We start from the raw sequence: 18,154 nt of genomic DNA on the forward strand, positions 1-18,154 counted from the left end.
GGACATGCCTTGGGTCGCGTGGGTCGCCATCATCGCCATCATTGTGTTCGGTGTCACTCAGATCGTGAGCATGGCCACCGGACGCCCGCTGCCCTGGGGCTCAGACTCGGAGGAGGAGATCGAGGCGCTGCGCAAACGGCTGAAGAAGCTGGAGAAGGGCGGCGCCGCGCAGCTTGAGGAGCCGAAGCTCCCCTCGAAGTCTGAGGAGAACATGTCCGCCGAAGACCGTTGGCGCCTGGACATGCTGGAAGCTCGGCTCGAAGAGCTGGAGAAACGCCGCCGCGATGACCAGGACACAAAGGACGACGGCGGCAGCTGAGGTGCCAGAGACCACTCCCCCGACCGATTCCTGGATCCCGGCGGCGCTGAGCGCGCTTGCGGCAGCCCTGAAGACGAACTCCGGTTCGCGATCCGACTCCGGAATCGACGCGCCCCCGCTGGAGTTCCAACCCGCCGATCCCACGGAGAGCCCCACCTGGGTCACCCGACCCGAGGTGCCTGTTGATCTGGCGGCGGTGATCGTGCGCACCTCCGGCTCCACGGGCACCCCGAAACAGACCCTGCTCCCCGCCACGGCCATCCGCGCCTCAGTGGCGGCCACCGCGCAGGCACTCGGCGGGCACGGACAGTGGCTGCTGACCCTGCAGCCCAGCTACGTGGCCGGACTCGCCGTGCTGGCCCGCAGCCTGGCGGCAGGCACCACCCCGGTGGCCCTGCTGGAGCACACCACCGACCCGCTCGCCTTCACCCTGGCCGCGCAGCAGCTCACCGCGGAACGCCGATACGTCTCTCTGGTCCCCACCCAGCTGCAGCGCCTGCTGGAGCACCTGCCGCACGAGAAGGCGCTGGCCGCAGCACTCGCCCGCTTCGACGCGATCCTTCTCGGTGGCGGCGCCTCCTCGGAGGACCTGATCGCCCGCGCGCAGGCCCACGGGTTGAACCCGGTGCGCACCTACGGGATGAGCGAGACCTGCGGCGGCTGCGTCTACGACGGACGGCCGCTGCCGGGCGTGCAGCTGGAGACCGTGGGCACCGGGAAGCAGACCCCCTCCCGGGTGCGGATCAGCGGTCCGATGGTCGCTGCCGGCTACCTCGACGACGCCGATCTCGACGCAGCGCATTTCAGCTGGGACCCTGGCTCCGGTCAGCGTCGGTTCCTCACCGATGACCTCGGGGAGCTCAGCACGGACGCTCAGGGCCAGCTGCTGCGTCTCTCCGGCCGGGCCGATGATGTCATCAACACCGGAGGCGTCAAGATCTCGGCGGAGCGGGTCCGCTCGGTGCTGCTGAGCCACCCACAGGCCACCGAGGTGTTCGTCGGTGCGCTCCCAGATCCGGAGTGGGGGCAGATGGTCGGCGCCGCCGTCGTCATCTCCACCGGCCTGGACGAGGGTGAGCTCGACCAGGATGAGCTCGGTCGCGAGCTCCGTGAGCTGGCCGGGGACGCGCTGGGCCGTCCCGCGGCACCGAAACGGCTGCTGTTCCTGCCCCGGCTTCCGACGCTGGCCAGCGGGAAGCCGGATCGGCAACGGCTGCTGCAGATGCTGAGGGCTCAGGCAGGGTAGAGACCCGCTGGGGAGCCGGGGTCGGCTCGGCTGACCCGGCCCGACACGGGCGAACTCGCACCGAGATCCCGTGGTGATCACGCTTGACCGCGTAAGAAGAGAGCAACGAGAGGACACGATGTGGCAACTGTGAAGGAATGGGCAGCGGGTGCGCGGCCGCGGACCCTGCCGCTGGCCGTGGCCCCGGTGATCATCGGCGCCGCCGCCGCGCAGGCCCTGGGGCGCTTCGATCTGACGATCGGCCTGCTCGCCCTGGTCGTGGCGCTGGCCCTGCAGGTCGGCGTGAACTACGCCAATGACTACTCCGACGGGATCCGCGGCACCGACGACGTCCGGGTGGGGCCCATGCGCCTGACCGGGTCCAAGGCGGCGAAGCCTCGGCAGGTCAAGGACGCAGCGTTCTTCAGCTTCGGGCTGGCCTCGCAGGCCGGACTGATCATCGTGATCCTGACCGGCATGTGGTGGATGCTGGCAGTGGGCGCAGCCTGCGTGCTGGCTGCGTGGTGGTACACCGGGGGCTCCCGACCCTATGGCTACCGCGGGCTGGGCGAGATCATGGTCTTCGTCTTCTTCGGCCTGGTCGCCACCCTGGGCACCACCTGGGCCATGGCGGCGCAGCTCAGCGTTCACGCGTGGATCGGCGCCGTGGGCTCGGGACTGATCGCAGCCGCCCTGCTGATGGCCAACAACGTCCGTGACATTCCCACCGATCGCGAGGCCGGGAAACTCACCCTTGCGGTCCGGCTCGGCGATCAACGTGCCCGGATCAGCTACGTCCTGATGGTCGGACTCGCACTGGTGCTGCCGCTGACGCTGCTGGTGCACAGCCTATGGTTCCTGCTGGTGCTGCTGGCCTGGCCGCTGGCGCTGGGACCGGCCCGGATCATGCTCTCACCCGAGAAGAAGGGCCACGCACTGATCAAGGTGCTGCAGCTGACCAGCCTGATCGGGATGGCCTTCGCGCTGAGCTATTCGGCAGCGCTGATCCTCAGCTGAGGCCGACCCCGTCCAACCCTGGCCCCGTCCAACCCTGGCCCCGTCTGACCCTGGCCCCGTCCAACCCTGGCCCCGTCGAGGCTTCGCTGGCGCCGCCGCCGGGCGGAGTGCCGCTCGGCTTCCCAGGGCCAGGCCCAAGAGCAGCTCAGCTCTGCGGGGCGGGCGCGGGTCCGTCGTCGTCATCTGAGGACTTCTTGCGGGTGCCCTCGGCGTCCTCATCCACCGGGCGACCGTTGCTCGAGGAGCCGCCCGCGGCCTCATCCTGCCCTGCCTCCGGCGCGGCGGTGTCCCCCGCGACGGCGGCATCGGCGGCCTCGCCGAGCTGCTTCTCACGCTCATCGTCGCTGCGCGACTGCAGCTCCCGCTCCTTGCGGCGGGCTTCCGCCTCACGCTGGCGCTGCTCCTCGGCGCGCTGACGCTGCCGACGCTGGATCTCCACCTGACGCAGGAAGTCGGGGTCGTCATCGGGCGAGCGCGGACGGCGCGAGGCCGCAGCACCATTCTTCGGGGCGCGGACGCGACCAAAGCCCAGCCACAGGCTGGCTCCGATGATCGGCAGCAGCACGATCACCGCGATCCATGCCAGCTTCGGCATCACGCGGATCCGATGGCGCGGGGTCTGCAGGCATTCGATCAGGCTGTAGATCAGCAGCCCCAGCCCCACGATTCCCAAGCCGATAATGATCCTCATCATCCTTCCAGGGTAGTTGATCCGTGAACTCGGATTCACCAGCGTGCAGACCTACACTGGGGGCATGTCTGTGCTGAAATATTCGCTGCTGCGCCTGGGGGCCTTCTTCATCGTCTTCGCGGCGTGTCTGCTGCTGGACCTGGGGCAATACACGGTGTTCTTCGCCCTGATCGTGGGTCTGATCGTGTCCTGGGCGCTGGGGTATCTGTTCTTCAACAAGCTGCGCCTCGAGGCAGGCCAGGAGCTCGCCCGGCGCTTCGGCGGAGGCCGCAAGCTGGGCGGCTCTGAGCTCGATGACAACGCGGCGGAGGACGCCCTGGCCGAGGACTTCCACCTCAGCCAGGAGCAGCTGCGCGCGCAGCAGCGCGGCGCGGAGGAGAACGGGCCCCAGTCCGGGTCCACCCGCTAGCCGCCCACCCCGGGACGACCTGCTCGGGGCGGGCTGCTCGGGCAGCCCGGCAGGTCGACTCGGGCAGGTCGACTCGGGCAGCCCGGCCCGGGCAGACCTGCTCGGGAACGACCTACTCGGGCAGGCCGGCGTAGGAGTGCAGGCCGGGGAAGTAGACGTTGACCACCGCGTAGTTGAAGATGATGCAGCCGTAGCCGATGATCGAGAGCCAGGCGGCGCGGTTGCCGGTCCAGCCGCGGGTCGCGCGGGCGTGGAGGTAGCCGGCGTAGACCGTCCAGATCACGAAGGTCCAGACCTCCTTGACGTCCCAGCCCCAGTACCGGCCCCAGGCCTCCTCAGCCCAGATGGCCCCGGTGATCAGCGGCCCGAGGGTCCAGAAGACGAAGCCCACGGCGTTCATCCGGTAGGCCCAGTTCTCCAGCGAGGTCGCCGAGGGCACCAGACGCAGGAACTGCCAGCCGCTGCGCCGGGTGGCCTGCCCTGCGGCCTGGGCGAGTTCCCGACGGTGCTGGATCAGCTGCAGCACGTTCATCGCGAAGGTCAGCGTGAACAGCGAGATGGCCATGACCGCGAGCGAGACGTGGATCGCGATCCAGGGACTCTGCAGAGCCGGCTGCACATGGGCCACCGGCGTCGGGAAGCCGATCGTGGCGCCGGCCATCATGGTGACCACCAGGCCCAGCGCGAAGGTCCCCAGGAACCGGACGTCCTTGCGGGTGAGCACCAGCAGGTAGACCGCGGCGACCACCAGGCCCCCGGTGACCAGGAACTCATACATGTTCGCCCACGGCACCCGGTTCGCCGCGATCCCGCGGGCTGCGACGGCGAAGGCATGTGCGGCCACGCCGAGCACCGTCAGCGCCACCGCGACGTTGGCGAACGGCCGAGAGGTGCCCAGGTAGGCCATCTCCTCATCGACCAGCTCCTCGGCCGGTGCGGCGGCCGGACGTCCGGCGTCGTTGTCCGCCTCGGCCGACCCGGCGGAGACGGACCCCGCACCGACCAGCTCGCGCTCGGCGGCGTTCTCAGCCGCCAGCTCGGCCTCGACCCGGCGGATGGTGGCCGAGCTGCGGATCATGTCCACCGCGAAGAGCATGAATGCACCGGTGTAGATGAACGCGGCGATCAGCGTGAACAGTTCGCTGTACTGCGCCAGCTCCATATTGATGGATTGCATCAGGATTCCTTCTCTGGGTCGCGCACCGGCCACTTCTTCTCGAACTGGGCGCGCAGGGCAATGTTCTCATCTCGCAGGCGGAAGTCCTCCCCGCGGGAGAGCAGGCCGTAGCGCACCAGGGTGCGTCCGGCCGGTGTGGTCTCCACGGTCACCCAGGCGCGACGACGGCGCAGGAAGAGCGAGAGCACGAGACCGCCGAGTGCGGTCAGCGCGAAGATCAGCACTCCCTGCTGCGCCGGGTTGTAGTGGATGTCGATGGCGATGTAGTCCTTGACCCCGTCGAAGCTGATCGAGCCCATGCCTTCGGGGAGTTCGTAGGTCTCGCCGGGAGAGAGCACGATGCCGCCGGCGTCGAGCTCTCGGGAGTTCAACGTCTCGAGAGATTCGGTGTCGAGCACGTAGACGTTCTGGGCGAGCCCGTCGTCGAGGCCGAGATCGCCGTAGTAGGAGTTCAGCTGCAGCTCCGGGTTGCCCAGCTCGGGGTCCACCGAGACGGCGAGGCCGTCACCGGAGTCCTGTGAGGTCGGCAGGAGCAGCCCCACGAAGCCGAGCTGCTCGGGGGCGGCGTCGGGTGCCTTGATCACCGCCATCGAGGTGTAGACCTCGTCCTCCGGGCGGGTCACCACCGGGCCGGAGAAGGCGACGTCGCCCGCGCCGTCGCGCACCGTGACCTCCGGGGCGTAGCCGTTGCCGACCAGGAAGACCCGGGCTCCGTCCATGGTCAGGGGCTGGTTGACCTTCAGCTCCTCGGTCTGCGGCTGACCATCGGCACCGAGTCGGGTGGTGACCTCGGCGGTGAAGTCCAGGGCCTGGCCGAAGTGGGTGGTGGACTCCCGGTCGAAGACCCGCTCGAAGCTGTCCAGCCGGACCGAGAAGGGCTGCATCTGATCCTCGTTGAAGGAGCCCCCTGGGTAGAAGTTGTCATAGGCCACCAGGGCGTTGACGAAGCTCTCATCCTCCACCAGGACCTTCTGTCCCCGGTAGCTGAACATCGAGCCCAGCGCGACGCAGATCAGCACCCCCACCAGCGACACGTGGAAGAGTAGATTCCCGGTCTCCTTGAGGTAGCCACGCTCGGCCCCCACGGAGGTCTCTCGCACGTCGACCCGGTAGCGGCGAGCCTTCAGGATCGCAGCGGCGTCTTCGAGCGCCTGATCCCTGCCGGGGCCGTCCTGGGCGTCCCCGGCGGCCGAGGACGCCAGCTCCAGGGCCCCTGACTCGGGGAGCCGCTCCAGTCGGAGCGGGGTGCGCGGCGGCGGCGAGCTGATCTGCTGCCAGTGCTTCTTCGCACGCGGCAGGATGCAGCCGATCAGGGAGATGAACAGGAGCAGGTAGATCGCGGAGAACCAGATGGAGGAGTAGACGTCGAAGAACTGCAGGAAGTCCAGCACCTCCCCGACCCCGGGGTTGTCCTCGATCCAGGTGGCCACCGCGAAGGAGTCCTGCACCCGCTGCGGGAAGATCGATCCGGGCACGGCCGCCACGGCGAGCAGCAGCAGCAGCATCAGCGCAGTGCGCATCGAGGTCAGCTGGGTCCACGCCCAGCGCAGCATGCCCTTGACGCCCAGCGCCGGAGCGGTCACATCCGGCTTGCCGCCGGTGCCGCGCGGGGTGTTCTCGGCTGCTTCGGGGGCGTCACGGTGCCCGGCCGGCATATAGGTGTTCTCGCGTTTCTCGGCCATCAGATGGGCAGCCTCACTTCATTGGCGAACCAGTCCTGCAGAGCATAGACCCAGGTGTTCCAGATCCCGGAGAGCATCAGCAGTCCGACCAGGATCAGGATGGCGCCGCCGAGGCGCATCACGGCGACCTTGTGTCGGGTGAAGAACGCCAGCGCAGTCATCCCGCGCTTGAGTCCCAGGCTGATCAGGATGAACGGGATGCCCAGACCCAGGCAGTAGATGAACATCAGGAAGACTCCGCGGCCTGGGTCTCCCCCCATCGGAGTGGCCAGGGCGAGCACGGCGGCCAGCGTGGGCCCGATGCATGGTGCCCAGCCGATGCCGAAGGTCGCACCCAGCAGCGGCGCGCCGAGCAGGCCGTCGGGCGGGCGGCGCTCGATCTTGCGTTCCCGCTGGAAGAAGCTGAAGGCCCCCATGAAGACCAGACCCATGATCACGACGACGCCGCCGAGCACCTGGGTCAGCCAGCCCCCCTCCACCCGGAGCCAGACCATGGCCTGGGTGAAGACCACGCCGATGAGCACGAAGACCACGGAGAAGCCCAGCACGAAGAGCGAGGCGCCGAGCACCATCCGGGACCGGCGGCGATCATGGAGCTCCACCCCGGAGAGACCGGTGACGTAGCCCAGGTAGCCGGGTACCAGCGGAAGCACACAGGGCGAGAGGAAGGAGACCAGCCCGGCGAGCAGCGCCACCGGGGCGGAGATCAGCAGAGACCCGTCGAAGACGATCTCGGCGAAGCGGTTGTCTGCGGCACCCGCCAGCGGGGCCGCCAGAAGCAGTGTGTCCGTCACGGCTGCGCAGACTCCGAGTCTTCATCCAAGGCGGTGTCGATCAGCGCACGCAGGGTGGCCGGCTCGGCGATCCCAAGGATCCGCGCGGAGACCCGACCCTGCTTGTCCAGCACCAGGGTGGTGGGCACCGCTGATGGTGGAACATAGTCGGTCATGGCGAGCATGACCTCACCGCTGCGATCCTCCATGGAGGGGTACTCGATGCCGAAGGTGCGTTCGAACGCCTCGGCGGTGGGCTGGGTGTCGCGGGTGTTGACCCCATAGAACTGCACCCCCTCGTCTTCGAACTCCGCGTGCAGGTCCGCCAGGTCAGGAGCCTCCACCCGGCAGGGAGCGCAGGCGGCGTACCAGAAGTTGATCACGGTGACCTCGCCCTCCCAGCGTTCGGGACCCACCGGGGAGCCGTCGAAGAGCGTGGACTCGAACTGCACGGGTTCGCCCCGATCCGCGACGGCCAGCTCCTGGACCGAGCCGTCTCCCGCGACATAGTTGGTGCCATCATTCTGGGCGCGCTGGCTGAGCTCGTCGTTGGCGGAGCTGCATCCGGCGAGCGCCAGCATCGAGGCCAGGGCCACTGCGGCCAGGGCGCTCAGGCGTGACGTCCGGGGGGTGGTCTTCTCAGTGACGGTCATGCGCGCGGTGTCCAGATCTGAAGAGGGAGTCAGGGTCAGCCGAGCACTAATTCTACAGTCCGTAGAAGTGCTGCCGGAGCCAGAAGTCACACAGGGGTCTCCTGGCGGTATTCCCCGCCGTCTCGGCGCACCGGTGGTGTGGAGCGGACGTGGTGAGCCGATGGCGGTGGGCCGGGCAGAGAGATCAGGCGCCGGGGAGGTTCGCGGCGTTCTTGAGGAGTTCGTGGTTGGGCTCGGCGTAGCTCACCGACTCCACCCCATCGGGGCCGATGTGCAGCGAGGTCACCGAGGTCAGTGAGCACTCGCGGTCACGCGGGTCATGGAACAGCGGGCGGCCCTCCGCCCAGAGCCTGGTCACCCAGATCGGCAGCTGGTGGGAGACGACGACGACCTCGGCGCCATCGCCATGCTCGGCGACGGCCTGGTCAGAGAGCTCTTTGACGGCGGCGAGCACCCGGTTGACCTGCAACTTATAGGGTTCACCCCAGGAGGGACGCCACGGGTTGACCAGCAGCGGCCACCAGCGCGGGTTCTTCAGCTGCCGCTTGACCTCGGAGAGACCCTCGAAGGCGTTCTCCGCCTCGAGCACCCGATCCTCCACGGTGACCGGGAGCCCCAGACGTGCCGAGATCGGGGCCACGGTCTCTTGGGCCCGCTGCAGCGGCGATGCCGCCAACATGTGAACCGGGCGTCCGGAGTCGGCGCGCGCCTGGAAGTACTCGGCGATCCCCTGGGCCATCTGCTGACCCAGCACCGAGAGCCCGAAACCGGGGAGCCTGCCGTAGAGCACCCGGTCCGGATTATGCACCTCACCATGGCGCACCAGGTGCACGGTGGAGCCTGCCAGCGGCGCTGTGAGTGGATCCGTGTTATCCCGAGGTTTCATGGCGCACAGTCTTGCAGAAATCTCTGCGGCCGCCACACTTCCAGGCAGAGCACGGGTACGGTGCGCGCCGGCCCGCCGATACAGTAGTGCTGAGATCGGACCGCGGCAGCGTCGCAGGTCATGCTCTGCACACGGTGCACCGAGCGGACCCAGGCGCGGAGGAGGCACAGCATGAGCAGCACACCCGAAGAGAATCTCCCCCCGGAGCAGCCCCGTTGGGGTCAGCGCCGGCCCGAGACACCGGCCCCCCAGCACCAGCCGCCGCAGGGCTCGCCACAGCCCCAAGGCCCGGGGGCTTCCTCCGGCTACGGCCAATCATCGGGCTACGGCCAGCCATCGGGTTACGGCCAGCCCTCCGGCTACGGCCAGCCATCGGGTTACGGCCAGTCCTCCGGCTATGGTCCGCCCTCCGGTCAGGGCGCATCAGGGGGCTATGGCGCCCCGCAGGGGCAGCAAGCCGGTCCCGGACGGCATCAGGGCGGCTACGCCCAGCCCGGCGCACCGGGTGCCGCCGGAAAACCGAAGCGGCCGCTGACGCTGATCCTGGCCATGGTCCTGATGCTGCTTGCAGGCGCGGCAGCATTGATCCTGAGCATCTTCAGCTTCCTGGACTTCACCTCCATGGACCCTCAGGACGTCGACCCGTTCTGGACCGAGGTGGCGGAGGAGTCCCAGGCCCAGCAGGGTCCCGGCGCCGAGGAGCTCTCGGTCCAGGACATCATGCTCGGACTCGGGGTGATGGTGCTGCTGGGAGGGATCATCCTGGCGGCGCTGTACACCGTGTTCGCCTTCGTCGGCACCATGACCGGCAATGTGGGGCGCATTCTGGCCACCATCTTCCTCGCCGGCAGCGTGTCCATGATCCTCTTCGGTCCCGCGAACCTGATCGTGACCGGCCTCAGCCTTGCCGCTCTGGTGGCGCTCTGGCTCCCGGCCAGCAATGTCTACGTGCGCGATCGCAAGGCCTTCAAGGATGCCGCGCGGTCACCGGGCCCCTACGGGGGTCCCGGTCAGCCCGGGCCGCAGAGTCCTCAGGGACTGGGTCCAGCATCGCCGGGCCAGCATCAGCCGGGTCCCTACCATTCCGGCCCGTACCAGCAGAACCCGTACCAGCAGAGCCCCGGCCAGCAGGACTCACCGCAGCAGAACCCGTACCAGCAGGGTCCTTACCAGTCGGGCCCGCGCCCGCAGGATGATCCTTATGGCGGCTCTACTCCACGGTGATCTCACCGGCGCCGAGCCCGCGCAGCGTCTCCACCAGCAGGCGTCGTTCCTCGGTCTTGATCCGTTCGTGCAACGAGTCCTGATCGTCCTGCTGCTGCACTCTGACGGCCTCCTGGGCGAGGATCGGGCCGGTGTCGACTCCTGCGTCGACCTGGTGCACGGTGCACCCGGTGATCTTGACGCCGTGGGCCAGCGCGTCGCGGACCGCGTGAGCGCCGGGGAAGCTGGGCAGCAGCGCCGGGTGGGTGTTGATGATCGGCGCGCCCACCCGCGCGAGGAACTCGGGCCCCAGGATCCGCATGAATCCGCTGGAGACCACGAGGTCGGGGTCATGTTCGCGGACGGCTCGGGCGAGTTCCAGGTTCCATGCCGAGCGGTCGCCGCCCTTGACCAGGGGCACCGCGAACGTGGGGATCTGCGCCGCCGTCGCACGCTTGAGCCCGCCGCAGTCCGGGACGTCAGAGCCCACCGCGGCGATCTGAAGGTCAAGCTCACCGCCATGCACGGCATCGATGACGGCTTGCAGGTTCGTCCCCGCACCGGAGACCAGGGCCACTATTCGCATGACCGCCAGCCTAATGCCGGTTCTTCGACTCGGCAGTCCCGGCCCTTGCTGGTGCACGGATAGGGTGGTGGACCATGAGCATGACACCACCGGGCCGCAGCCGCGCCGCTGACCTTGATGAGAAGACCTTCCGCTTCTACGGTCGCTTCACCGGGTGGCTCGTCCTGGCCCTGTTGCTGAGCTACCTCGGGCTGCAGCTGCCGCTCCCCTACAGGCTGCTCGCAGTGGTCGCTGGTCTGCTGGGCATCGTCGGAGGGATCATCCTGCTCGTCGCCTGCTTCCGCCGGCGACTGCCGGTCATGATGCATATCAGCGCGATCGCGGCCCTGCTGTGCTGTGGGATCTTCACGTTCACGGCCGGTTCGCAGGCGATCTTCTGGCAGGCCACGGTGGACTTCGACCAGTGCCAGGCCAGCGCCCTGACCGAGCGGTCGATGCAGCGCTGTCTGCTCGAGTACGAGGACGGCATGATGAACTCGGTCCCCGGCCTCGGCCGCTGATCCCAGTTGAGAGCCGGGCTTTCTCAGCTCCTGGTCCGACGGCGCAGCCGCTGGGCCCCGAGGGAGATGCTGTAGCCCAGGATCGCACCGAGGGCGACCCAGGCGCCGAGCATCCCGGCGCTGAGCAGGGCATGCGGTCCAAGATCGGTCATCCGCCCCACGCCCAGGGAGATGTGGGAGAGCCAGAGCGGGCCCAGGGCCAAGAGGCCGGTGACCAGACCGGTGAGGACCCCAAGCGCAAGGGTGGAGAGTCCTGCCGCGAGCGGCCGGAAGGAGATTCGCAGCGTGAACCAGTCGTCCAGGTGATTCTCGCCCTCCCGCATCAGCCACCACCCGGCCATGACGCCGGCGAGCACCGGCAGCCCCAGCACGAGCAGGCTGTAGGGGGACGCCTCTGCCGGCAGCGCGGCGAGCACCGGCACCGCCGGCACGGCACCCAGCTCGGTGCTCAGCGGTGAGACCAGGGTGCCGGTGCCCAGCGCGAAGCCAGAGCCCGTGGAATAGGCCAGGGCCCAGAGCACCAGGTTCGGGGCCAGGCCAAGATGCAGCACGGTGAGCCCCGTGACACCGGCAACACCGGGGTTGAGCTGCTCGTAGACGTTGGCGATCTCCATCCACCGCATGCCCAATGCTCCGGCGAGCAGCAGTGCCGCCAGCCCGCAGGCCGCGATGCAGCCGACGAAGCCCGCCCTGGCCACTGCCCAGGCATAGGAGCCGGCCCAGCGCAGCCGCTGCGAGAGCGCATCGATCCGCTCCTCGAGGTCTGTGCCGAACATCCGCCCCGCGCTGCGCGCCTCGGCGTAGCAGCCGGCGAGCGCGGCAAGGCTCATCAGCACCGCGGCGCAGAGCGCTCCCAGCAGCGGCATCACCTGGAAGGTCTCGCTCTGGGCCAGCCACGCCAGCCCGGCGGCCCCGCTCGCGTACCCCAGGATCAGTGGCAGCAGCCCCTGCCAGAGCTGGTCCGAATAGGACCCGCGGGCGATGCGCCCCCCGGCGCGCCACCCCAGCCAGAGCGGGATCAGGGTGAGCCCCAGCGGCACCAGGTGGAACCAGCCGGGCGCAGGCACGGTGAGACCTCCGCCCAGGGCGGCCGCGTCTGAGTCCAGGACCAGCTGCACCGGGGTGCCGTGGAGCACCAGCCAGGCCTGCGCGGTCAGCTCCGCCACCGCGCCCAGGTCAAACCCGGAGAAATCTCCGGCCAGGCTCATCACCAGCACCGGCAGCCCCACCAGCAGGATCGTGATGAGCAAGATCTGAGCCGCCTCCACCAGTCCGATCAGTCACAGCGGAGGGGCCGGCAGGCGGAAGCGGCGTCGGGGCCCCGAGGGGGCGCCGGGCCGGGAGCGCGCGGCGGCGCTGGGGGTGGAGTCGGTGGTGGCCATCGCTTCTATGGTGCCAGCAGGTGCTGGTCTTCGGCTGGAGCAACAGGCCTCAGTCGAGCATCAGTCGCAGACCTGTGATCAGAGCCATGATCGAGCCGATGAAGGCCAGGATGAGCACCAGCCGCCGCACCAGGGTCTCGTCGATGCGGCGCTGGAGCCACTCCCCGATCCCGATCCCGACCACGATCGCCACCACGGAGCCCGCCCAGGCCCACCAGGGCAGCCCGGGCAGCGCGCCGTCGTCGAAGGACCATTTGATCCCGAAGGAGCCCAGGGAGAGCAGGATCCAGATCGGCTGCAGCGTGGCGATCATGGACATGATCGGCCAGCGCGAGACCACCGCGTAGATCGTCATCGCGGGGCCGCCGACCCCGGCGATCACGGTGCCGGCACCGGACCCGAGTCCGGCGATCACCCGGGTGGTGACCCCGTCGGCCTGGAAGGTGATCCGGCTCAGCAGCATCGAGGTGATCAGTCCGATGATCACCAGCGCCGCGACCACCACGTAGAGCGGACCGGAGGAGGAGTTCACCGAGATCCACGCCGCGGCGGGCATCACCGCGAGCGCAGGGAGTCCCAGCCAGAGCACCTTGCGCCATTCGATGTCGCCCCAGATGCGGGGCAGCACCAGGATCGGGGCGAAGATGCTCAGGAAGTTCACCAGCATCACGCCCTCGTGGGCGCCGATGAGCACCACCAGGAACGGTGCCATCACCATGCCGAAGCCCAGACCCACCAGACGTTGGATGACGGCGGCGAGCAGGACCAGGCCGACGACGGCGAGAGGGATCAGTGACTCCACCTGGTCACCCTATCCGCTGGGCAGGAAAACGTTTGAGCGGCGTTCACAGAGCGGTCACGACGACGTCGACCCGTGCTTCTCCGGGCTTCCTAGCCTGAGGGCGTGAGAGTTCTCGTGGTCACCGAATCCTTCCTGCCCCACATGAACGGCGTGACGAACTCCGTCCAACATGTGCTCGCCCATCTGCGTCGCCGCGGCGACCAGGTCACGGTCATCGCCCCCTCGGAGTCCATGTTCGACATCGGCCCGCGCACCGACCCGGGCGCCCTCGGCGGGGAGCTCCATGAGGGTTTCCCCGTCATCCGGGTGCCGTCGCTGCCGCTGCCGGACTATCCGAAGGTCCGGGTGGCGGCGGGATCCGTGACCCGGATCCGCCAGATCCTGGAACGGGTCCGCCCCGATGTGGTCCACGTGGCCTCACCCTTCGTGCTGGGCTGGCGTGCCATCCAGGCGGCCGCCGCGCTGGGCGTGCCCACGGTGTCGATCTATCAGACCGAGGTGCCCACCTACGCGGCGCGCTACCGGCTGCCCTGGGCCACAGAGCTGCTCTGGCAGCACGTGGATCGGATGCACACGGCTTCTACGCTGACCCTGGTGCCCTCCTCCTTCTGCCGGGAGCAGCTGACCCGGCGCGGGATCAGACGGCTGAAGACCTGGCGGCGCGGTGTGGACACCAAGCGCTTCAACCCGGCCCGACGCAGCGAGGCGCTGCGGGCGCAGATCCGCAGCAGCGCCGGGGCGCGTTCCGGTGACACGAACCCCGAGGAGCTGCTCATCGGCTTCGTCGGGCGGCTCGCCGCGGAGAAGCAGGTGGAGGACCTGGCGGTGCTCGACGCGCTGGAAGGCACCCGGCTGGTGATCATCGGTTCGGGCCCGCAGGAGGACGCGCTGCGCCGGAGACTCCCGCGCGCGCACTTCGCCGGTTTCCAGTCCGGTGATGCGCTGGGCACCCACGTGGCCAGCCTGGATGTCTTCGTCCATCCCGGAGAGGCTGAGACGTTCTGCCAGACCATCCAGGAGGCGATGGCCGCTGCGGTGCCCGTGGTGGCGGTGGGCCGGGGCGGGCCGCTGGACCTGGTCGACGTCGGACGCACCGGCTGGCTCTACCGGCCCGGTGACCTCACCGGACTGCGTTCGGCTGTGGAGCACCTGCTCAGCGATGACTCGACGCGCCGGGACTTCGGGCTGCGAGCCCATGAGAGCGTGCAGTCACGCACCTGGGAGGCGCTCTCGAACGAGCTGATCGGGCACTACGCCCGCGCGGTGGAGGTCAACCGGCGCGTGCTCAGCGGCGATGCCCGGCCACGGCGGGCCGAGTCCTGGACCACGGAGGTCAGCTCAGCACGCTGAGCGGTGAAACCCCACTGCCGCCGGGCTGCCGTGCCGCCGGGGGCTGGGAGCGCGTCGGTGCTCCGCGGCCTCCGCTCAGGAAGGCGCCTGCTGGGAGAGCAGTCCGTGCTGGGAGAGCTTCGCGGCGATGTCCTTGCCGTCCGGCCCGTAGATCCACGGGATGCGGCGATCTCCGGCGAGCTGGACCGCATCGGAGGGCTCCGTGGGGTCGCCGTAGTTGAGCAGATCGTTGCCCGCCGGGTCCTCGGCGCGGCCACCGGCCAGCATCGCCTCGGAGTAGGTCAGCTCCCGGATGATCACCGCGGTGACGTGCTCCGGGTGACGGCGGACGAAGTCGGCGTAGATGCTGGGGTCATGCTGGCCGTCATCACCGATCAGCACCCAGGACATCTCCGGGAAGTCCTGGGCCAGCCGCTCCAGCTGCTGGACCTTGTGCTCGCGACCGGAGCGGAACCAGCGGTCCTCGGTCGGCCCCCAGTCGGTGAGCAGCAGCGGCCCATGCGGGTAGAGGTTCCGGGTGAGGAAGCGGGTCAGGGTCTGGGCCACGTTCCAGGCGCCGGTGGAGATGTAGATCACCGGGGAGCCGGGGAAGCTGACCATCAGTCGTTCCATCATCACGGCCATGCCGGGGGTGGGGGTGCGGGCGTGCTCGTCCAGCACGAAGGAGTTCCAGGCCGCCAGCAGCGGGCGCGGCAGCGTGGTGACCACCACGGTGTCGTCGATGTCGCAGACCACCCCGGTGAACGTGTCATCGTCGATGATGTGCACATCGGCCGTGGTCGGCTCGCTGCCGGGGGCACGCAGGGTGACCTGCTGCCAGCCCGGCTGGAGATCGGTCTCGATCACTGCGTCCACGATCCCGCCCCGGTCGGCCACCACTTCGAACTGCCGGCCTGCGATCTCCACGGTGAGCTCCGCGAAGGGAACCGGGGCGGAGACGAAGTTGCGCCAGCCGCGGACCCCGTCGGCGATGACCTTCGCCACGCGCATGCCGTTCTCGAAGTCGGAGTCCGGGGCCATCACCACTCGGGAGAAGATGCGCACCCAGCGGCGGCAGCCGTAGCCGGTCATGGAGAGCATGGTGACGTTCTGCCCACGCCGCCGGGCCAGGCCGAGCCGGAACTGGTGCCAGCGGTCCTCGGTCTTCATCACCCGGTTCCGGGTGCGGTCGCTGTAGTGGGACCGCGCGGCCGCATCGTCCTGAATGACCTCGGTGGGCTCTGGGTTCGTCATCGGCTCGATCATACCGGCTTGTGCCCTGGGCCACTGCCGCATCCCCGGGTGGGTAGGGTGAACATGTGCCGAACACCACCGCCGCCCGACCCTCCACGCGCGAGCTGCGCAGGATCGCCCTGCACGCCGCGCAGACGGCGGGGCTCCCGCTCATCGAGGCCTTCCGCCCCTGCGCCGAAGCCAGCCCCTCATCGGCGAGCCCAGCGGCAGCCGGCCCCGCAGCAGGCAGCCCGACTGCGGCCCGCCCAGCCGCGGCCCACCCAGCCGCGGACCCGTCCCGCTCGGACATGGGCGTGCGCGCGAAGACCAACAGCCATGATCTGGTCACCTTCTACGACGGCGCCACCGAGGACGCCCTGGCCCTGGCACTGACCCGCGCGGTCCCCGACTCCTGGGTCACCGGTGAGGAGTCCGGGGCACGCGGCAGCGGCTCCCTGGAGTGGATCATCGACCCCATCGACGGGACCAGCAACTTCGCGCACGGCTTTGCGATGTTCTCGATCTCCATCGCGGCGGTCTTCGGCGGCGAGGTGATCGCCGCGGTGGTCCATGACCCGGTGAATCGGCTCAGCTTCTCCGCCGACGACGACGGCGCCTACCTCTCCTCCTCCCAGCGGCCCGAGATCCGACTGGGATCCCCCCGTGAGGCGCCGCGCTCGGGCGCCGCGCTGAACCTGATGACCAGCTATCCCTCCGCGGAGGTGCTGGCCCAGGAGGGACCCCTGGCCCTGGAGGCCTTCGGGGAGATGGTCACCAGCTTCTCCACGGTGCGCCGGGTGGTCTCCGGAGCACTGGAGCTCTGCCACGCGGCCGCGGGATGGACCGATGTCGTGCTGGGCGTGGACACCAAGCCCTGGGACATCGCGGCCGGGATGCTCATCCTTCGTCGGGCCGGGGGCAGCTACCTCGCCTCCCGCGGCACCACGGATGATCTCGGGCAGAGCCCGGACCACCTGGCGCCGGACTATCTGGGGCTGGGCCCCGGGGTGGACTCCCCCGCAGCCCGCCGACTCTTCGACGCGGCCAGCGCGCGTCGTCGTCGGTTTAGCCATTCCTGAACTTCGTCACAGGCCGTCCAGAGGTCCGCGGCGAGCATAGATCGGGAAGACTGAGCTCAATGAGCTCCCCAGATCCCGCAGACCCGTCAGCGCCTGCCCGCCCCGCGAACACCCCGAGCACGAAGGCCTCACCCCCGACTCCGCGGCAGATCCGCCGCTGGCGCAAGTACCTCGCCGATGAGCAGGCCGAGGGTCGGCTCTACACCGCACTGGCCGAGCGCAAGCGCGGCGAGGAGCGTCAGATCCTGCTCGGGCTCGCCGCAGCGGAGAAGCGTCACGAGCAGCACTGGCGGGATCTCCTGGGCGCTGACGCCGAGCGGCTGCCCGCACCCTCCGCGCACCGGGTGCTGCTGGGCTGGATGGCGCGCATCTTCGGCTCTGTGTTCATCCTGGCGCTGGCCCAGCGCGCCGAGGGCGGCTCGCCCTACGACCAGGACGACGATGCGACCGCCCGCATGGCCGCCGATGAGGCCATCCACGAGGAGGTGGTCCGAGCCCTGGCCACCCGCGGGCGCGAGAAGCTCTCCGGGGGGTTCCGCGCCGCGGTCTTCGGCGCCAATGACGGGCTGGTCTCGAACCTGGCGCTGATCGTGGGCATGGGCGGCACCGGGGTCGGGGCCGGTGTGATCCTGCTGACCGGGATCGCCGGACTGCTCGCCGGGGCTCTCTCGATGGCCGCCGGGGAGTTCGTCTCGGTGCGCAGCCAGCGCGAGCTCCTGGACGCCACCCGGCCCACACAGGTCACCCTGCGCGCAGCACCGGACCTGGACTTCGACCACAATGAGCTGATCCTGGTCTACCGGGCACGCGGCATGAGCCAGGCCGATGCCGAGCACCGCGCCCTGGAACGGCTGAACGTCTTCACCTGCGACTGCAGGCCGGAGCTCTCCCATGACCCCGAAGAGCCTGCCGATTCGCACGAGATCGTGGGATCGGCCTGGACCGCGGCCGGCTCCAGCTTCGTGTTCTTCGCCGTGGGAGCACTGATCCCGGTGCTGCCATATCTGCTGGGCAGCGAAGGGATCACCGCGATCGTCATCGCCAGCTCGCTGGTCGGGGTCGCGCTGCTGGCCACCGGCGCGGCAGTGGGACTGCTCTCCGGGGCCTCACCGCTCAAGCGCGGCCTGCGCCAGCTGGGCATCGGCCTCGGCGCGGCCGCCGTGACCTATCTTCTGGGCACGCTGCTCGGCGGCACCGTGGCCTGATCC

19 protein-coding genes are annotated in these 18,154 nt (G+C 69.3%); 9 read left to right on the top strand and 10 right to left on the bottom strand.

The window, feature by feature from the left end; genetic code table 11:
* Positions 1-4 precede the first annotated feature (4 nt).
* From HNR11_RS02700 to HNR11_RS02710, 3 genes are all read left to right on the top strand, one after another.
* Entirely contained in the window at positions 5-319 is a 315-nt protein-coding gene (locus tag HNR11_RS02700; protein WP_179441027.1) for a hypothetical protein, read from the top strand.
* Positions 285-1,565 (top strand): AMP-binding protein, encoded by a 1,281-nt coding sequence (locus HNR11_RS02705; RefSeq protein WP_179441028.1) that lies wholly within the window; start codon positions 285-287, stop codon positions 1,563-1,565. Before HNR11_RS02700 ends, HNR11_RS02705 begins: the two co-directional genes overlap by 35 nt.
* A 120-nt stretch (positions 1,566-1,685) precedes the next feature.
* Positions 1,686-2,561, top strand: coding sequence for a 1,4-dihydroxy-2-naphthoate polyprenyltransferase (locus HNR11_RS02710; protein WP_179441029.1), 876 nt, complete (start codon positions 1,686-1,688; stop codon positions 2,559-2,561).
* 145 nt (positions 2,562-2,706) lie between these two features.
* On the opposite strand, the gene HNR11_RS02715 is transcribed toward HNR11_RS02710, so the two are convergent.
* Positions 2,707-3,255 (bottom strand): PLD nuclease N-terminal domain-containing protein, encoded by a 549-nt coding sequence (locus tag HNR11_RS02715; protein WP_179441030.1) that lies wholly within the window; start codon positions 3,253-3,255, stop codon positions 2,707-2,709.
* A gap of 61 nt (positions 3,256-3,316) precedes the next feature.
* On the opposite strand from HNR11_RS02715, the gene HNR11_RS02720 reads away from it, so the two are divergent.
* A complete protein-coding gene (locus HNR11_RS02720) occupies positions 3,317-3,661 on the top strand; it encodes a DUF4229 domain-containing protein (RefSeq protein ID WP_157075324.1) in 345 nt (114 codons plus the stop codon).
* Between the two features lie 112 nt (positions 3,662-3,773).
* Here the strand turns inward: HNR11_RS02720 and ccsB are convergent, their stop codons facing one another.
* The 5 genes from ccsB to HNR11_RS02745 all read right to left on the bottom strand — a co-directional run bounded on the left by ccsB (position 3,774) and on the right by HNR11_RS02745 (position 8,832).
* Complete coding sequence (gene ccsB / locus HNR11_RS02725; protein WP_058887605.1) at positions 3,774-4,838, bottom strand: c-type cytochrome biogenesis protein CcsB; 1,065 nt, start codon at positions 4,836-4,838, stop codon at positions 3,774-3,776.
* Complete coding sequence (resB, locus tag HNR11_RS02730; protein WP_425488255.1) at positions 4,838-6,520, bottom strand: cytochrome c biogenesis protein ResB; 1,683 nt, start codon at positions 6,518-6,520, stop codon at positions 4,838-4,840. The genes ccsB and resB overlap by 1 nt, the downstream gene beginning before the upstream one ends.
* Positions 6,520-7,314: a cytochrome c biogenesis CcdA family protein gene (locus HNR11_RS02735; protein WP_343050567.1), complete on the bottom strand. Its 795-nt coding sequence runs from the start codon at positions 7,312-7,314 to the stop codon at positions 6,520-6,522. The genes resB and HNR11_RS02735 overlap by 1 nt, the downstream gene beginning before the upstream one ends.
* Positions 7,311-7,946: a TlpA family protein disulfide reductase gene (locus tag HNR11_RS02740; protein ID WP_179441031.1), complete on the bottom strand. Its 636-nt coding sequence runs from the start codon at positions 7,944-7,946 to the stop codon at positions 7,311-7,313. The genes HNR11_RS02735 and HNR11_RS02740 overlap by 4 nt, the downstream gene beginning before the upstream one ends.
* Positions 7,947-8,130: 184 nt before the next feature.
* On the bottom strand, positions 8,131-8,832 hold the full coding sequence (locus HNR11_RS02745) for a histidine phosphatase family protein (RefSeq protein WP_179441032.1): 702 nt from the start codon (positions 8,830-8,832) through the stop codon (positions 8,131-8,133).
* 171 nt (positions 8,833-9,003) lie between these two features.
* Here HNR11_RS02745 and HNR11_RS14155 point away from each other — a divergent pair, with 171 nt between their 5' ends.
* On the top strand, positions 9,004-10,056 hold the full coding sequence (locus HNR11_RS14155) for an exosortase/archaeosortase family protein (RefSeq protein WP_179441033.1): 1,053 nt from the start codon (positions 9,004-9,006) through the stop codon (positions 10,054-10,056).
* Here HNR11_RS14155 and purN read toward each other — a convergent pair.
* Entirely contained in the window at positions 10,043-10,621 is a 579-nt protein-coding gene (gene purN / locus HNR11_RS02755) for a phosphoribosylglycinamide formyltransferase (RefSeq protein WP_179441034.1), read from the bottom strand. The two genes, HNR11_RS14155 and purN, sit on opposite strands and share 14 nt — an antisense overlap.
* Before the next feature lie 74 nt (positions 10,622-10,695).
* Here purN and HNR11_RS02760 point away from each other — a divergent pair, with 74 nt between their 5' ends.
* Complete coding sequence (locus HNR11_RS02760) at positions 10,696-11,121, top strand: hypothetical protein (protein ID WP_157075326.1); 426 nt, start codon at positions 10,696-10,698, stop codon at positions 11,119-11,121.
* Between the two features lie 23 nt (positions 11,122-11,144).
* Here HNR11_RS02760 and HNR11_RS02765 read toward each other — a convergent pair whose 3' ends face one another.
* Together HNR11_RS02765 and HNR11_RS02770 are read right to left on the bottom strand one after the other, a co-directional pair.
* A complete protein-coding gene (locus HNR11_RS02765) occupies positions 11,145-12,371 on the bottom strand; it encodes a cell division protein PerM (protein ID WP_179441035.1) in 1,227 nt (408 codons plus the stop codon).
* 181 nt (positions 12,372-12,552) lie between these two features.
* Complete coding sequence (locus HNR11_RS02770; protein ID WP_179441036.1) at positions 12,553-13,305, bottom strand: TSUP family transporter; 753 nt, start codon at positions 13,303-13,305, stop codon at positions 12,553-12,555.
* Between the two features lie 102 nt (positions 13,306-13,407).
* Here HNR11_RS02770 and HNR11_RS02775 point away from each other — a divergent pair, with 102 nt between their 5' ends.
* Positions 13,408-14,655, top strand: a complete 1,248-nt coding sequence (locus HNR11_RS02775; RefSeq protein ID WP_179441037.1) for a glycosyltransferase — start codon at positions 13,408-13,410, stop codon at positions 14,653-14,655.
* A gap of 75 nt (positions 14,656-14,730) precedes the next feature.
* Here the strand turns inward: HNR11_RS02775 and HNR11_RS02780 are convergent, their stop codons facing one another.
* Entirely contained in the window at positions 14,731-15,888 is a 1,158-nt protein-coding gene (locus HNR11_RS02780; RefSeq protein ID WP_179441038.1) for an App1 family protein phosphatidate phosphatase, read from the bottom strand.
* A gap of 65 nt (positions 15,889-15,953) precedes the next feature.
* Here HNR11_RS02780 and HNR11_RS02785 point away from each other — a divergent pair, with 65 nt between their 5' ends.
* Complete coding sequence (locus tag HNR11_RS02785; RefSeq protein ID WP_343050568.1) at positions 15,954-16,946, top strand: inositol monophosphatase family protein; 993 nt, start codon at positions 15,954-15,956, stop codon at positions 16,944-16,946.
* Between the two features lie 59 nt (positions 16,947-17,005).
* Entirely contained in the window at positions 17,006-18,151 is a 1,146-nt protein-coding gene (locus HNR11_RS02790; protein ID WP_179441039.1) for a VIT1/CCC1 transporter family protein, read from the top strand.
* The last annotated feature ends 3 nt before the right edge of the window (positions 18,152-18,154 follow it).

The organism is Nesterenkonia sandarakina, from assembly GCF_013410215.1.
GTDB lineage: Bacteria > Actinomycetota > Actinomycetes > Actinomycetales > Micrococcaceae > Nesterenkonia > Nesterenkonia sandarakina.

What these genes read in the sequence shown, in the direction of transcription:
- HNR11_RS02700 (WP_179441027.1), top strand. Translation starts at nt 5, where the DNA reads ATGCCTTGGGTCGCGTGGGTCGCCATCATCGCCATCATTGTGTTCGGT.
- HNR11_RS02705 (WP_179441028.1), top strand. Translation starts at nt 285, where the DNA reads ATGACCAGGACACAAAGGACGACGGCGGCAGCTGAGGTGCCAGAGACC.
- HNR11_RS02715 (WP_179441030.1), bottom strand. Translation starts at nt 3,255, where the DNA reads ATGATGAGGATCATTATCGGCTTGGGAATCGTGGGGCTGGGGCTGCTG.
- HNR11_RS02720 (WP_157075324.1), top strand. Translation starts at nt 3,317, where the DNA reads ATGTCTGTGCTGAAATATTCGCTGCTGCGCCTGGGGGCCTTCTTCATC.
- ccsB (WP_058887605.1), bottom strand. Translation starts at nt 4,838, where the DNA reads ATGCAATCCATCAATATGGAGCTGGCGCAGTACAGCGAACTGTTCACG.
- resB (WP_425488255.1), bottom strand. Translation starts at nt 6,520, where the DNA reads ATGGCCGAGAAACGCGAGAACACCTATATGCCGGCCGGGCACCGTGAC.
- HNR11_RS02740 (WP_179441031.1), bottom strand. Translation starts at nt 7,946, where the DNA reads ATGACCGTCACTGAGAAGACCACCCCCCGGACGTCACGCCTGAGCGCC.
- HNR11_RS02745 (WP_179441032.1), bottom strand. Translation starts at nt 8,832, where the DNA reads ATGAAACCTCGGGATAACACGGATCCACTCACAGCGCCGCTGGCAGGC.
- HNR11_RS14155 (WP_179441033.1), top strand. Translation starts at nt 9,004, where the DNA reads ATGAGCAGCACACCCGAAGAGAATCTCCCCCCGGAGCAGCCCCGTTGG.
- purN (WP_179441034.1), bottom strand. Translation starts at nt 10,621, where the DNA reads ATGCGAATAGTGGCCCTGGTCTCCGGTGCGGGGACGAACCTGCAAGCC.
- HNR11_RS02760 (WP_157075326.1), top strand. Translation starts at nt 10,696, where the DNA reads ATGAGCATGACACCACCGGGCCGCAGCCGCGCCGCTGACCTTGATGAG.
- HNR11_RS02780 (WP_179441038.1), bottom strand. Translation starts at nt 15,888, where the DNA reads ATGACGAACCCAGAGCCCACCGAGGTCATTCAGGACGATGCGGCCGCG.
- HNR11_RS02790 (WP_179441039.1), top strand. Translation starts at nt 17,006, where the DNA reads ATGAGCTCCCCAGATCCCGCAGACCCGTCAGCGCCTGCCCGCCCCGCG.